Source organism: Delftia sp. 60, from assembly GCF_002754395.1.
Lineage (GTDB): Bacteria > Pseudomonadota > Gammaproteobacteria > Burkholderiales > Burkholderiaceae_C > Comamonas > Comamonas acidovorans.
On the sequence record NZ_PEFD01000001.1, the window covers coordinates 1,878,290 to 1,893,264 of the forward strand.

Sequence of the window (14,975 nt, forward strand, 5' to 3'; positions counted from 1 at the left end):
TCGTCTCTCCTACCAGTTCCTGAATCGGCGGGGAGGCTGGTACAGCCCGCCCGAGGCCTGGGCCAGATCGCGCATGCTGCGCGCGGCCAGCAGATTGCGCGTGGCCTGGCGCGGGTCGATGCCCAGGTCCTGCGGACGGCGGATCACCCCGCGGTCGCGCAGGTTCTCCACCATGCGACGGTCGCGCGCCAGGCCCACGGCCGTGTAGCCGGCCACGCCGCGGATGGCCTGCTCGCGCTCTTCGTCGCTGCGGCACAGCAGCAGGTTGGCAATGCCTTCCTCCGTCAGGATGTGGGTCACGTCCTCGCCGTAGATCATGATGGGCGGCAGGTCCATGCCGGCCTGCTCCTGCAGCGTCCAGGCATCGAGCCGCTCCACGAAGGCGGGCTGCATGTGCTCGCGGAAGGTCTCCACCATCTGCACCACCAGCTTTTGCCCGCGCGGCGTGCCTGCCGCGCCGCTGCGGCCCGCCCGCGCCTCGCGCCCGGCCTTGAGCCAGGCGGCGCTGGCATGGCGCCGGCCGCGCGCGTCCGCGCCCATGTTGGGGGCGCCGCCGAAGCCGGCAATGCGCCCCAGTGTCGCGGTGGAGCTGTTGCCGTCCAGGTCGATCTGCAGCGTCGAGCCGATGAACAGGTCGCAGGCATAGTGGCCCGCCGCCTGGCAGAAGGCGCGGTTGCTGCGCAGGCTGCCGTCGGCGCCGGTGAAGAACACGTCCGAGCGCGCCCGGATGTAGTCCTCCATGCCCAGCTCGGAGCCGAACGAATGGATGGACTCCACCCAGCCGGCCTCGATGGCCGGTATCAGCGCCGGATGCGGGTTCAGCGCCCAGTGCCGCGCAATGCGGCCCTTCAGCCCCAGCGATTCGCCGTAGGTCGGCAGCAGCAGCTCGATGGCCGCCGTGTCGAAGCCGATGCCATGGTTCAGGCGCTGGACCTCGTACTCGGCGTAGATGCCCTTGATGGCCATCATGGCCATCAGCACCTGGATTTCGCTGATCTGGGCCGGGTCGCGCGTGAACAGCGGCTCGATGACGTTGGGCCGGGGCGCCTGCACGACGAAATGCACCCAGTCCGAGGGAATGTCCACGCGCGGCAGCGCCGTGGTGGTGCCATCCACCATCTCGTTGACCTGGGCGATGACGATGCCGCCCGAAAAGGCCGTGGCCTCGACGATGGCCGGCGTGTCCTCGGTGTTGGGGCCGGTGTACAGGTTGCCCTGGGCATCGGCCGCGTGGGCCGCCACCAGGGCCACCTTGGGCGTCAGGTCCACGAAGTAGCGCGCGAACAGCTCCAGGTAGGTGTGGATGGCCCCGATCTCCAGCTGCCGGGCCGAGACCAGCTTGGCCAGCCGCGCCCCTTGCGGGCCGGAGAAGCTGAAGTCCAGCCGCCGCGCGATGCCGTTTTCAAACACATCCAGGTGCTCCGGCAGCGCCAGCACCGACTGCACCATGTGCAGGTCGTGCACCTGCTGCGGATCGAGCTGGACCAGGGCGCGGGCCAGGAAGTCGGCCTGCTTCTGGTTGTTGCCTTCGAGGCAGACGCGGTCGCCGGGCGCCAGCACGGCGTGCAGCAGCTCGGTGATGGCGCCGGCATCGACGCGCTTGCCGGCCAGGCGCGGCCCGAGGGCGGCCCGGGCGCGCGCCAGCCTGGCGGCGCGCTCCCCGGCTTTGAGGTTCCAGGAGGGGTCAGTCATGGGATATCAGGGGTTGGCGTGACATGGAGGGGGCAGGGGGCGGGCGTCCCGGTCGAAGTGCCTGGCTAGAGGACAACGAACAGCAGCCACACGAGCAGCGGCGCCACCAGGGTGACAAGGCCGCCGTAGACCATCAGCTGGCGGAAGAAGCGGTCGCGGTCCACGCCCTTGGCATTGGCCAGGACGAGGGCGCCGTTGGTCGAGAAGGGGCTGACATCCACGATGGTCGAGGACACGGCCATGGCCGCGATGAAGCCGACGGCGCTCACATCGGAGCCGCCCTGCAGGAAGGGCACGGCCAGCGGAATCAGCGAGCCCAGCACCGCCGTCGAGGAGGCGAAGGCCGACACCACGGCGCCCACGAAGCACAGCAGCAAGGCCGCCACCAGGGGCGAGGTCAGCTGCGCCACGCTGTGGCCTACGAAGTCGATGGTGCCCATCTTGTCCATCACGCCCACATAGGTGCTGACACCCACGATGAGCATGATCTCGGGCCAGGACACCTGGCCCAGCGCGCGCTTTTGCAGGTTGGGCGCCATCAGCGTCAGCACCAGGCCGATGGTGATGGAGACAAAGCCGATGTCCTGCTTGAAGAACAGGGTGAGGACCGCAAGCGCCAGCAGGCCGACCACGGTGGCCACCTGGTAGCTGCGCGATTGCGGGGCGGCGTCCTGTTCAGGGGCGGCGCGCATCAGCGAGTCGCTGGAGCGTGCAGCCGTGTTGCGCTCCTCGGACAGGGCCTCGCCTTCGGCGTCGCCATACACCTGGGCGCCGCCCTGGGCATGCGAGACGCGCGGCGTGGCGGGCACGCTGCCATCGGCATCGGCCTTCATGCGCATCAGCCGGGCGCCGCCCATCAGGAAGAACAGCAGCACGGCCACGGCCAGGTTGACGCCCATGCTGGCCAGCATGGTGGCCATCTCGTTGAGCGGCAGGCCCGCCTTGGCCACGATCTTGTTGGTGATGCCGCCGTAGATGCTGATGGGCGAGAAGCCGCCGCCCTGCGCGCCATGGATCACCAGCAGACCCATCATCAGCGGATTGATGCCGTACTTGGCGGCAAAGCCCAGGGCAATGGGCGCGATGATGGCCACGGCCGCAGGGCTGACGGCGCCCACCGCCGTCAGCAGGGCCGCAATGAAGAACATGATCCACGGTATGGCGGCAATGCGCCCGCGCACGGCGCGCACCGCCATGCGGACCAGCCAGTCGATGGTTCCGTTGTTCTGCGCCAGCGCGAACAGGTAGGTGATGCCCGCCAGCGTCAGAAACAGGTCGGCGGGAAAACCGCCAATGATGGCCTTGGTTCCCATGCCGGCCACCAGGGTGCCGACCAGGAAGGCCCCGACAAAGGCCAGCAGGCCCATGTTGATGGGCAGTGCCGTCGCCAGGACGAACATGCCTATCAACGCGCCAATCGATATCCAATGGGAATTCATGCGATGTCTCCGGTTTTTTATGCGCCTGCAATACGTGTGCATGCTGGTATGCACGGTACGCGGCAGCCCGGAGCGCATCAATAAAGCGCGAGCGCCAACAATTACGCAGAGAGAAACAATGAAGGGTTAACCCGGCGAAGCGGGGCCGTCTCCCCCGGCGTGCCGGGTCAGCCGAGCTGCCCGTCCGCGAGGCGGCACACGCTGAGCAGGGCCAGCAGGTTGGGGTCGCGTTCGCGGGAGCGCAAAAAGGTCAGCACGATGGTCTGGCGCATCAGGTACCTGGCCTGCAGCGGTATCAGCTGCACCTTCTGCGGCATCACGCCGCGCACCCGCCCGGGCAGCAGCGTGTAGCCGACGCCGCCGCTGACCAGGTTCATCAGCGAGAAGATGTCATCCGTCTTCATCACCACGTTGGGCGTGAAGCCGGCCACCCGGAAGGACTCGATGAAGCCGCCATAGGTCGCAAAGCCTTCGCCCAGGCTCACGAAGTTCTCGCGCGCCATGGCGCCCAGATCGACCTCGGCCAGATGCGCATAGGGCGAGCCCACGGGCGCGGCAAAGAAAATGTCGTCCTCGAACAGCAGCTGCGTCTGCATGTCGGCGGCGTTGTCCGGCATGGCCATCAGCGCCGCGTCCAGCGTTCCGTTGCGCAGCCGCTCCAGCAGGCCGGCGTTCGAGCCCAGCACCAGTTCGGTCTGCAGATCGGGGCGGCGCAGCTTCAGCGCCATCACCAGCGCCGGCACGGTGCGGTTGGTCAGGGAGTACAGCGAGCCGATGCGGATGCGGTCCGCCGAGTAGCCTGCCACCTCGCGCGTGGCGCGTATGCCCTCGGACATGGTGGCCAGCACCTCCCTGGCGACATCGGCCAGGGTCTGCGCTGCCTCGGTGGGCTTGAGGTTGCGCCCCTCGTGCCGGAACAGGGCGCAGCGCATGCCGGCCTCCAGCGCGTGCAGGGCGCGGTGCACGCTGACCGAGCTGGTCTCCAGCCGTTCCGCCGTCTTGGCGAGATTGCCTGTCTCCAGGAAGGCGAGCAGCACCTCCAGTCTGCGGAAGGTTATTTCGTCATCGATTCTCAGGCTCATGGCAACGTCACGCTCTCATCGTGGGGGACGGGCGGATTGTGGCGTTGATCGCGTTGCATGCACAGACTCCGGTCTGTGCGGGGGCCGGGGCCCCGGGTGGCTCACGATGCGGATTGGCTGCGCTGGATGCTGCGGATGTCGAAGGCGCCGCCGGTCTGGGCCTGGTCGCTGGTGGTGACCGCCCGCTTGCCGAGCAGGGGGAAGACCAGCTCGGCAAAGCGGATGGATTCTTCCAGGTGCGGGTAGCCCGAGAGCACGAAGCTGTCCGCACCCAGCGCGGCGTACTCGCGCAGGCGCTCGGCCACGGTGGCCGCATCGCCGACCAGGGCCGTGCCCGCGCCGCCGCGCACCAGGCCCACGCCGGCCCAGAGGTTGGGCGCCACCTCCAGCCGGTCGCGCCGCCCGCCGTGCAGCGCGGCCATGCGCGACTGGCCCACGGAGTCCATGCGCGCATAGCCGGCCTGGGCGCGGGCGATGTCCTCGTCGGTGAGCTTGCTGATCAGGCGCTCGGCATCGGCCCAGGCCTCCTCGTTGGTCTCGCGCACGATGACGTGCAGCCGCACGCCCAGGCGGACCTGGCGGCCCTGCTGCGCGGCGCGGCGGCGAATGTCGGCGAACTTTTCGGCCACGGCGGCGGGGGGCTCGCCCCAGGTGAGGTAGGCGTCCACCTGGCGCGCGGCCAGGTCGTGGGCGGCGTCCGAGGAGCCGCCGAAGTACAGCGGCGGATGCGGCTTTTGCACCGGGGGAAAGAAGTTGCGGCCCTGCTTGACCTTGAAGTATTTGCCGTCGAAATCCACGGCCTCGCCGGCGAGCAGGCGGCGCCAGATGGTCAGGAATTCATCGGCATAGGCATAGCGTTCGTCGTGGGCCAGGAAGATGCCGTCGGCCTCCAGCTCGGTGGCATCGCCCCCGGGCACCACGTTGAGCAGCAGGCGCCCGCCCAGGGCCTGGTCCAGCGTGGCGGCCTGGCGCGCGCTGGACACGGGCGCGCCCAGCGAGGTGCGCAGGGCCACCAGCAGCTTGATGCGCTGCGTGACGGGCACCAGGCTGGAGGCGACCACCCAGGGGTCCAGGCAGGAGCTGCCGGTGGGGATCAGCAGGCCGTCGTAGCCCAGCTCCTCGGCAGTGACGGCGATCTGGCGCATGTAGGCGTTGGTGGGGGCGCGGCCGAAGTCGGAGGTGCCGAGGTAGCGCGTGTCGCCCGAGGTGGGCAGGAACCAGAAGATGTCTGGCGATGCGTGGGGGTCTTGGCTCATGGGATCTCCGGGGACGATGGAAAAGACGGTGGCGCGGCCTCGCCCGGCACCTGGCCCAGGCGCTGCAGCCGCGCGCGCACCACGCTGCGGCTGATGCCCAGCTGGCGCGCGGTCTGCACCTGGTTGCCGCGGTTGCGCTGCCAGGCCTTGAGCAGCAGGGCGCCCAGCACGTGCTGCTCCAGGCCTTCGGCATGCACGTCGCACAGGCTGTCCAGCGCTTCGCCCAGGGCCAGTTCGGCGGCGGCGGCCTGGGCGCCGTGTTCGGCCTCGCGTGTGGGGACGGGATCGGGCTCGCCCTGGCTGCTGGCGATGTGCAGGTCGCCCGCGCCGATGTGCATGCCCTGGGTCAGCAGCAGGCTGCGGTGGATGACGTTCTCCAGCTCGCGGCTGTTGCCGGGCCAGTCGTGCTCCAGCAGCTTGCGCTGCGCGTCCTGGCTGAGTGCCATTGGCGCGTAGCGCATGCGCTGGCAGTAGCTTGCGATGAAGTGGCGCGCCAGCGGCAGGATGTCGGCCGGGCGCTGGCGCAGCGGCAGCACGGTGAGGGTGACGACATCGAGCAGGTAGTACAGGTCTTCGCGAAAGCGCCGCGCCGCCACCTTGGTGTGCAGCGGCGCGCTGCTGGCCGCGAGCACGCGCACATCGGCCGGCGTGCGCTGGCTGGCGCCGATGCGGGTGACCGCCTTGTCCTGCAGCACGCGCACCAGCTTGCTCTGGATGTGCAGGGGCAGGTCGTCGATCTCGTCCAGCAGCAGGGTGCCGCCGTGGGCGTCCTCGAAGCGGCCGGGCAGGTTGCCGAAGGCACCCGTCAGCGCACCGCTTTCGTGGCCGAAGAGCTCGGCGTTGATCAGGGCCTCGGACAGCGCGCCGCAGTTGACGGTGACAAAGGGGCCGTGGCGGCGCGGGCTCAGGCGGTGGATGTGGCGGGCCACCATTTCCTTGTCGGCGCCGCTGTCGCCCAGGATGAGGACGCCGGCCTCGCTGGCGGCCACCTGTCCCATGGTCTTGAGCAGGGCCTGCGAGGCCGGGTCTTGCAGTATCCACGGCGCGGGCGCGGCGCCGTCATCGTGCGCGGCAGAGGCTGCGGGCGCGGGCGCAGGTGTTGCCGAGGACTTGCCGGGCGGCCAGGTGGGCAGACGGGTGTTCATGGCGCGGCGTCACGAGTAGAAGCTGGGCTGCGGATGGGTTCCGTTGAGCACCCAGTCGCCCAGCTCCTGCAGCTTGTAGTGCAGCGGGTCGTGCAGCGTCTGCGTGCGCAGGTTGCGCCAGAAGCGGTCAAAGCGCAGCGCCGCGTGCGTGGCGCGCGCGCCCGTGGCCTCGAAGATGCGGCTGGACAGGTCCAGCCCCGAGCGCGTGGTGGCAATCTTGGCGGCCGTCACGGCCACGGCGACTTCGCCGCGCTCGTGGGCGGTCAGCGCCGGGCCACGGCGCCAGGCAGCGTCAAAGCGCTGCGCGGCCTGCAGGGTCAGCAGGCGCGCGCCTTCCAGCGCGGTCCACAGCTCGCCATACAGCGCCTGGATGTGGGGGTCTGCGCTGGCCGCATCGGCAGGGGACTTGAACCAGGGCCGCGCCTCGTTCAGCGTGTAGCCGCGCGCCTGCTCCAGCGCGCCCTGGGCAATGCCCAGGAACAGATGGGCCAGGATGAGCTGGGCCAGCAGCGGGCGCAGCGCGGCATGGGGCGTGGACAGCGGGCCGGGGTCCAGCAGCAGTTCGGCCGCCTCCACGCGCACGCGCTCGAACAGGGCCGAGCCGCTGTCGGTCTGGCGCTGGCCCATGTTGTCCCAGTCGCGCAGCAAGGTGATGCCCGTGCGCTCCGTGGGCACCACGCCGATCAGCAGCTGGCCGCTGTCGGCATCGATGGCCGAGGCCACCAGCATCTGCGAGTCCAGCGCGCCCGAGGTAAAGCTCTTCTTGCCCGAAAACTCCCAGTGGCCGGGCTGGCGCGTGGCCGTGGTGCGGCGGTCCAGAGGGTTCAGCGTATTGCCCCAGAACCAGCGGTGGCGTGCCGTCTGCAGCAGCCAGGGCTGCCACTGGGCGGGCTGGCCGAACAGCTGCACGGTGGCCAGGTGCAGGTGCTGGAAGCCGTAGACATGGGCCAGCGAGCCGTCTGCCGTGGCCAGAATGCGCACCGTCTCCAGCGTTTGCACCCAGTCCGCGCCCAGGCCGCCCAGCTCGCGCGGAATGCTCAGTGCCAGCAGGCCGCTGGCGCGCAGCGCATCGCGCTCGGCCTTGGGCGTGCCGCCTGCGGCATCGCGGCGGGCCGCCGTGGCGGCAAGGCGCTGCGCCAGATCCTGCGCAGTGGCTATCGGGTCCGCAGGGACGGCCTCTGCCTGGCTCACGCGGGCTGCCCGGCCAGGGCCAGGTCGGCGGCTTCGGGAACGGGCGGCTGTGCCTCGGCCTGTGCCTGCACCAGCTGCTGCAGCGCACCGCGCAGCACCGGGGCCGACAGCTGCACGGTCAGCTCGATGCGCTGGCGCAGCGATTCGCTGTGCACCTGGCCATCCTGGATGTCCTCGGGCGTGGAGTACACGCCAATGGGCAGGGTGAGGGCCGAGAAAAAGCCGAAAAGCGGGCGCAGCTGGTGGTCCAGGATGAGGGCGTGGCGCGGGCTGCCGCCGGTGGCGGCCAGCAGCACGGGCGTGCCCTGCAGCGCGTCCAGGTCGATGAGGTCGAACAGGTGCTTGAGCAGGCCCGGCAGGCTGGCGCGGAAGACCGGCGCGCCGACGATGAGGAAGTCGGCCTGCTCGATGGCTTCGATGGCCTGCAGCGTGGCCGGCGGCAGGTCGTTCTTGGACAGGGCCGCGCCCAGATGGGGCTGCAGGTCCAGCAGGTCGATGACCTGTGCCTGCAGCGGCAGCTCCTGGCCCAGGCGGGCATGCAGGGCGTCCAGCAGGACACGGGTACGGGAGGGGCGGCTCAGGCTGCCATTGACGATGACAGTCTTCAGCGATCGGCTCATGGAAACTCCTTGGCGTGGGTTCCAGGAGGCAGCGCGGCATGCGGTTTGCGAAGACTGCCAGCCCGGATGAGGTGGGGTGGATGCCTTCATTACAGGGCCGAACGCCGGTATGGCGAAAGAAACTTAATGCATTTGCTTATCGGTTTGGGTGCCTTGGCAAGTGCTTGTTTCTGAAAGGAATTTTGCGGCGCATGGCATGTGCTAATGCGTTCTGGCGATATGCGCACGGCCGCTGCGCCCGTCCCTGCGCAGCGCGGCCGCGCAAGGGCCTTCAGCCCACCACTGCCGCCACACCCGTCACGCCCGTCACGCCCACGTGCCAATAGTAGATGGGGTCGGCGCCGTTGAGCAGGATGTCGCCCGCCGAGCGGGCCTTGTACAGCACGGGGTTGTGCGAGGCCAGGGTGCGCGCATTGCGCCAGTGGCGGTCCAGTGCCAGGTCTTCGGACAGGGCGCTGGAGCCGCCCACCTCGAACAGCCGCGCGGCCGCCTGCAGCACGGGATCGACCACGGCCACCTGGGCCTGGGCCGTGCGCAGCTCCAGAGCATGCAGTTGCTGCAGCGGCACCTCGCGCCCGGCCTCGCGCTCGCGCGCGATGCGGCCCAGTTCGGCGGCGACGTCGGCCACGGCAAGTCCTGCGATGTAGGCCGTGCCGGCCAGCTGGCCGACGATGTGCTGCACCAGCGGATCGTCCTTGGGCAGGGTGGCGCTGCCGTGGCTGAACACGCGGCGGCGCGCCTGCACATAGGCGATGGCATCGCGCTGCAAGGCCCGGGCAATGCCGGCCAGGGTGGCCAGGTGGGCCAGCTGGAAATAGGCCACCAGGGGCGTGGGCTGGGCGCACGGGAAGCGGATCACGGCGTCGTCGGGCACGCGCACCTGGCTGAGCACGGTGGTGCCCGAGCCGGTCAGGCGCTGGCCAAAGCCGCGCCAGTCATCGAAGCGCTGCACGCCGGCCTCCGAGGTGGGCACGACGGCGTGCACGGTCTGGTCTTCCTTGCCCGGCTCCACCGCGCGCGCCACCACGGTCACCCAGTCGGCATACAGCGTGCCCGTGCTGTAGAACTTGCGCCCGTCCAGCCGCCACCAGCCGGGCTGCGTGTCGGGCACCAGGGTGGTCTGCAGCGTGCCCAGGGTGCCCGTGCCTACCTCGGTGGTGGCATTGCCGAACACGGCGCCGCGCGCGGCCAGCGGCAGCCAGCGAGCCTGGGTGGCGGCATCGCGGTCGATGAGCACGCGGTCCAGAAAGCCGAAGTGCGGGCGCAGGATCTGGGCGACGTTGGAGTCGGCCTCGGCCAGCTCGGTCCACAGCGCAAACAGCTGCTCCACGCTGGCGCCGGTTCCGCCAAGGCGGCGCGGCACGCGCAGCGCGGTGAAGCCGCTGTCACGCAGCCAGGCGATGGGTTCATGGGCCAGGCTGCGCGTGCGTTCGCGCTCGGCCGCACCCTGGGCGATGCGGTCGAACACAGGGCGAAAGCGTGCTTGCAGGGATGGCAGCGAGGGCCCGTCTGGATCGGCCGGGCCGTCTGTGGTTGGGCCGGGCGCCGCGTAGGCCGCAGGCTCGGTGGCGCAGGGGAGGGTGGTGGTCATGGCTTTGCAAATTCAAAGGCCCGCCAACCCGGCCTGCCTGCAAGGCAGGGCCGGGCCACGGGCCGGTGGGGGAGGGTGGCTAAGGACTTCAACGCCGCCAGCGCGCGGCGGCGTGGCTGGCGGGCAGGCGGTCGCCCTGGCCGAACAGGCGCTGGCGCAGCGTGGCGTCGTCGCCGTAGCTGGTGCGGTAGCGGCCCCGGTTCTGCAGCTCGGGCACGACCAGGCGGGCGAAGTCTTCCCAGGTCTCGGGCGCGACGATGCGGGTCAGGTTGAAGCCGTCGATCTCGCCCACGTCGATCCAGCGCTCCAGCTCGTCGGCCACCTGGGCCGGGTCGCCCACGATGGTGGCGTAGCGGCTGCCCAGCGTGAACTGCTCCAGCAGCTTGCGCCGCGTGGTCCAGCCCTGCTTCTGCGCGGCCTGGGCCGCCGACTGGATGGCGTTGGTGTTGCCGAAGGAGATGGGGTCGTCCAGCCCGTACTGCGCAAAGTCCACGCCGGTGCTGGCGGCAAAGTGGGCCAGCCCGCTTTCCGCGCTGGCGTGGGCCAGGTAGTCGGCGTATTTCTCGCGCGCCTCGGCCTCGGTGCGGCCGGGCACCACGGCCACGCCGGCGTAGATCTTGATGTCCTCGGGACGCCGGACCGCGTCCACGGCGGCCTGGCGCAGCTGGCGCGAGGCCTCGCGCGCGGCCTCGGGCGTGCGCGCGCCGATGAAGATGCCCTCGGCGTGCCGGCCCGCAAAGCGCAGCCCGCGCGGCGAGGTGCCGGCCTGGAACAGCACGGGCGTGCGCTGGGGCGAAGGCGCGCTCATGTGGATGGCGTTGGCGCGGTAGAACGGCCCCTCGTGCACCACCGGGTGTACCTTGCCGGGCAGGGCGTGGATGCGCCGCGCCTTGTCGGCGATCACGGCACCCTCTTCCCAGCTGCCTTCCCAGAGCTTGTAGGAAAGCTCCAGGAAGTCGTCGGCGCGGTCGTAGCGGCTGTCGTGCTCGGCCAGGCCGTCCTGGCCCAGTCCGCGCGCGCCGCTGTCCACATAGCCGGTGACGATGTTCCAGCCGATGCGGCCATTGGTCAGCTGGTCCAGCGTGGTCACGTCGCGCGCAAAGGTATAGGGCTGGTGCGCGCCCACGGTGGCCGTGAGGCCGAAACCGATGTGCCGCGTCACCGCCGCCATGGCCGAGACCAGCAGCCAGGGGTTGTTGACGGGCAGCTGTATGCCTTCGCGCAGGGTCAGGTCCACGCCGCCCTGGTAGACGTCGTAGTAGCCGATCACATCGGCGATGAAGATGCCGTCGAACAGGCCTTCCTCCAGCACCCTGGCGATGTGGGTCCAGTAGGCCAGCGTGCCGTACTCGGTGGAGCGGTCGCGCGGATGGGTCCACAGGCCGTGGTGTATGTGGCCCACGCAGTTCATGTTGAAGGCGTTGACGTGGATGTGGCGCTTGGCTTGCGTCATGGGGCGGGTCCTGCAGTCCGTTGCGTCAGTTCTTCAACCAGGCCAGGCGGTAGAGCTTCTGGTCGTTCAGGTAGAAGGCGTGGATGGTCTTGCGCACCACGTCGGAGTTTTTGTAGATGTCCAGGAAGCGGGCGATGCGCGGGTCGGCCGCGCGGTCGCTGCGGGCCACGAACTGGATGGCCCAGGAGTCGTCCTCGTAGCTGGTGTAGGCCAGGCCCTTGCTGGCATCGAAGGCCTTGGAGGCGATGATGAAATACGGAAAGCCCTGGGCCAGGTCCACGTCGGGCGTGGTGCGCGCCAGCTGCGGGCCCTCGATCTCCACGAACTGCAGCTTCCTGGGGTTGGAGACGATGTCCGCCTGGGTGCCCAGCAGCCCGGTGTCGGGGCGCAGCGTGATCAGGCCCGCGTGCTGCAGCAGGCGCAGGCCGCGGCCCACGTTGACGGGGTCGCTGGCAATGGCCACCTTGGCGCCCGTGGGCAGATCGGCCAGGGATTTGTGGCGCGTGGAGTACAGGCCCAGATAGGACAGGATGCCCGCCTGCACGCTGGTGAACTTGAAGCCCTTGCTGCGCGCTGCATTGGCCAGGTAGTTGCTGTTCTGGTAGTAGTTGAGGTCGATGTCGCCTGCGTCCAGCGCCACGTTGGGCGTGGCCCAGTCGGTGAATTCCACCACCTGCACGTCCAGGCCCTGCTTCTTGGCTTCCTTGGCGGCGGCTTCCACCGAGTCCGCGAAGATGCCTGGCACCACGCCGATCTTCAGGGGCGCGGCCAAGGCGCTGCCCGCGAGCAGGGCAGCGCCCAGGAAGGCGGCCAGCCGGGGCCAGAGGGTGGGGGAGGTCGTTGTCATCATTGCATTCCTGTGTCGTTGATAAAGGTCAGAGCGCGCCATGGCGCGGCGGGCGTATGCCGTTGAGCACGTAGTTGCCCACGGCGTGGTATTTCCAGCGCACGGGGTCGTGCAGGGTGTGGGTGCGCGCGTTGCGCCAGAAGCGGTCCAGGCCCTGTCCCGCCAGGGTGGAGGCCGTGCCCGCCAGCTCGAACAGCTTGCTGCCCGCCAGCAGGCTGGCGCTGGTGCTCAGCGCCTTGGCCTGGGCCACGGCCACCGAGGCGGCGGCCACGCTGTCGTCCGTGGGCGCGCGCTGGGCGGCGTCCACGGCCAGGGCCGCGCGGGCCACCAGGGCATCGGCGGCGCGCAGGCGCACGTGGACATTGCCCAGTTGTTGCAGCAGCAGCGGGTCCTGCGTGGCGCTGGCCACGCCCGCGTCCACCCAGGGCCGCGCATGCTCGCGGATGAAGGGCAGGGCGGCCTGCAGCGCGCCGTGGCCAATGCCCGCGTCCAGGGCGGCATGGATGATCTGGGCAAAGGGGCCGATGGTGGTGGGTCGCTCGAAGGAACTGGTGAAGGGCACCACCCATTCGGGCTCCACGCGCACGCGGTCGAACTGCACCGAGCCGCTGCCTGTCACGCGCTGGCCGAAGCCGTCCCAGTCGTCGGTGACGGTGACGCCGGCCGCATCGCGCGGGATGAAGACCAGATACATGCGCTCGCCTTGCCCCGGCGCCTCTTCCTGCGCGCTGACCAGGGTGGGAATCCAGTGCGCGAACAGGGCGCCCGTGCAATAGAACTTGCGCCCCTGCACGAACCAGCCGCCGCTCTCGCGCAGCAGCCGGGTGCGGCGCTGGAAGTCGCGGTGGCCGATCTCGGCCAGCGCATTGCCCAGGCGTTCGCCGCGCAGCACACGGTCATAGAAGAAGGCCTTTTGCGCGGGCGATCCGCCCACGCGCAGCACTTCCAGCGAGTAGTAGTGGTTCTGCGGAATGTGGCCGAAGTTGCCATCGGCCGCCGCAATCAGGGCAATGGCCCGCGTCAGCGTGGCCGTGGACACGCCCGCGCCGCCGTACTCTCGGGGAATGGTGATGCCCCACAGGCCGCTCTGGCTGAACTGCTCCACCTCCTGCCAGGGCAGCAGGCGGTCGCGGTCGCGCGCCAGCGCGCCGGGGGCGATGAGGGCGGCAAAACTGCGGGCCGCTTCCAGGGCCTCGGCCTCGCTGCCGATGATGTGGGCGGGCCGGGCTGGAGGCGCTGCGGGAGCGGGCTGGCTGCCCGGTGTGGAGGCCAGGGCCTGCAGCTCTTGGGTCGATGTCTGTGTCATGGCGGTCAGTTCCACTGGTGGCGGCGCGGCAGGGCGCCGTTGAGCAGGTAGTTGCCCAGCAGGTGGTATTTCCAGCGCACGGGGTCGTGCAGCGTGTGCACGCGGGCGTTGCGCCAGTGGCGGTCCAGGCGGTGGGCAGCGCGGCTGGCCGAGGAGCCGGCCAGCGCGAACAGGTGCTCGCCGGCCTGCAGCGCGGCCTCGGTGGTGAGGATCTTGGCCTCGGCCACGGCCACCGAGGCCTGGGCGCTGGCCTGCTCGTCCACCGCGCCACCAGCCGCTGCAGCAAGCGTATCCAGCGTGCGCGCGGCCTCCAGCAGCACGGCATGGGCCGCGTCCACCTCGATCTGCAGCTGGCCGACCTCGTGGATGAGGTGGGGATCGTCGCTGGCACGCGCCACGCCGGAGTCCATCCAGGGCCGGCTCTTGTCGCGCACGAAGTCCACCGCGTCGCGCAGCGCGCCCTGGGCAATGCCCGCGTCGATGGAGGCCTGGATCAGCTGCGACACCGGGCCGGACAGCGAGGGCGTGGCCTCGAACTGCCAGGCAGGCACCACGTCCTCGGGCTGTACCTGCACCTGGTCCAGCTGCACGCTGCCGCTGGCCGTGGTGCGCTGGCCGAAGGAGTCCCAGTCGTCGAACACGGTCACGCCCGGCGCATCGCGCCGCACCCAGACCTGCACGATGCGGCCCTCCTCGGCCTGGGCACGGAAGGGCACCCAGTGCGCGAAGGCCGAGCCCGTGGAGTAAAAGCGCGTGCCGCTGACGCGCAGGCCGCCTTCGGCATCGCGCGACAGGCGCGCCGTGGCCTCCAGCACATGCGCGGCGCGCCCCTTGCGCTCCGGCCCGGCATTGCCCAGGCGGTGGCCTGCCAGCACGTCGGCGAACCAGCGGCGCTTCTGGGGCTCGCTGCCCATGTCCCGCAGGTTCTGCAGCACGGCGAAATGGTTCTGCGGAATCTGGCCCAGCGAAGGGTCGGCCGCGCACAGCGTGACGAAGACCTGGGCCAGCGTCTCGTAGGAAGCGCCCAGGCCGCCGTAGGCGCGGGGCACGGTGATGGCGCCCAGCCCGCTGGCCGTGTGGCGCTCGATTTCCTGCCAGGGCAGGCGCCGCTCGTGGTCGCGGGCCGCTGCGTCCGCGCGCCATTCATCGGCCAGGGCCTGGGCGGCCTGCAGGGCCTCGGCCTCGCTGGTGATGCGGTGCGGGGTGGAGGGCGGCAGGGGCAGGCGCCGCAGCGCCCCGCCCGGGGTGTGGTGTGTGTTGCCGGGCAAGGCTGCGCCCAGGGCATCCGGTGTGGTCATTCCGTGCCTCGTTGCTGAGTCGGTGGGGAGAGGGCCGCCAGGCGGCGGCCCCGGA

At 70.3% G+C, this 14,975-nt stretch carries 12 protein-coding genes; all 12 read right to left on the bottom strand.

Annotated elements, in window-relative coordinates:
- Positions 1–9: 9 nt before the first annotated feature.
- Positions 10–1,692 carry a malonate decarboxylase subunit alpha gene (gene mdcA, locus CLV01_RS08445; protein ID WP_013803961.1) on the bottom strand — a complete coding sequence of 561 codons (1,683 nt, stop codon included), beginning with the start codon at positions 1,690–1,692 and terminating at the stop codon, positions 10–12.
- A 65-nt stretch (positions 1,693–1,757) separates the two neighbouring features.
- Positions 1,758–3,131, bottom strand: a complete 1,374-nt coding sequence (locus tag CLV01_RS08450; protein ID WP_012203696.1) for an SLC13 family permease — start codon at positions 3,129–3,131, stop codon at positions 1,758–1,760.
- A gap of 167 nt (positions 3,132–3,298) precedes the next feature.
- Entirely contained in the window at positions 3,299–4,213 is a 915-nt protein-coding gene (locus CLV01_RS08455; RefSeq protein WP_012203697.1) for a LysR family transcriptional regulator, read from the bottom strand.
- A gap of 101 nt (positions 4,214–4,314) precedes the next feature.
- Positions 4,315–5,469: an FMNH2-dependent alkanesulfonate monooxygenase gene (gene ssuD / locus CLV01_RS08460; protein ID WP_012203698.1), complete on the bottom strand. Its 1,155-nt coding sequence runs from the start codon at positions 5,467–5,469 to the stop codon at positions 4,315–4,317.
- A complete protein-coding gene (locus CLV01_RS08465) occupies positions 5,466–6,614 on the bottom strand; it encodes a sigma 54-interacting transcriptional regulator (protein WP_099734546.1) in 1,149 nt (382 codons plus the stop codon). The genes ssuD and CLV01_RS08465 overlap by 4 nt, the downstream gene beginning before the upstream one ends.
- Positions 6,615–6,623: 9 nt before the next feature.
- Complete coding sequence (locus tag CLV01_RS08470) at positions 6,624–7,805, bottom strand: acyl-CoA dehydrogenase family protein (RefSeq protein ID WP_099734545.1); 1,182 nt, start codon at positions 7,803–7,805, stop codon at positions 6,624–6,626.
- Entirely contained in the window at positions 7,802–8,425 is a 624-nt protein-coding gene (msuE, locus tag CLV01_RS08475) for an FMN reductase (RefSeq protein ID WP_099734544.1), read from the bottom strand. Before msuE ends, CLV01_RS08470 begins: the two co-directional genes overlap by 4 nt.
- Before the next feature lie 271 nt (positions 8,426–8,696).
- A complete protein-coding gene (locus CLV01_RS08480; protein ID WP_099734543.1) occupies positions 8,697–10,016 on the bottom strand; it encodes an acyl-CoA dehydrogenase family protein in 1,320 nt (439 codons plus the stop codon).
- Between the two features lie 88 nt (positions 10,017–10,104).
- Complete coding sequence (locus tag CLV01_RS08485) at positions 10,105–11,469, bottom strand: LLM class flavin-dependent oxidoreductase (RefSeq protein WP_099734542.1); 1,365 nt, start codon at positions 11,467–11,469, stop codon at positions 10,105–10,107.
- A gap of 25 nt (positions 11,470–11,494) precedes the next feature.
- A complete protein-coding gene (locus tag CLV01_RS08490) occupies positions 11,495–12,319 on the bottom strand; it encodes a MetQ/NlpA family ABC transporter substrate-binding protein (protein WP_012203704.1) in 825 nt (274 codons plus the stop codon).
- A gap of 25 nt (positions 12,320–12,344) precedes the next feature.
- Entirely contained in the window at positions 12,345–13,622 is a 1,278-nt protein-coding gene (locus CLV01_RS08495) for an SfnB family sulfur acquisition oxidoreductase (RefSeq protein WP_063328001.1), read from the bottom strand.
- A gap of 5 nt (positions 13,623–13,627) precedes the next feature.
- Positions 13,628–14,920 carry an SfnB family sulfur acquisition oxidoreductase gene (locus tag CLV01_RS08500; protein ID WP_099734541.1) on the bottom strand — a complete coding sequence of 431 codons (1,293 nt, stop codon included), beginning with the start codon at positions 14,918–14,920 and terminating at the stop codon, positions 13,628–13,630.
- Positions 14,921–14,975 lie beyond the last annotated feature (55 nt).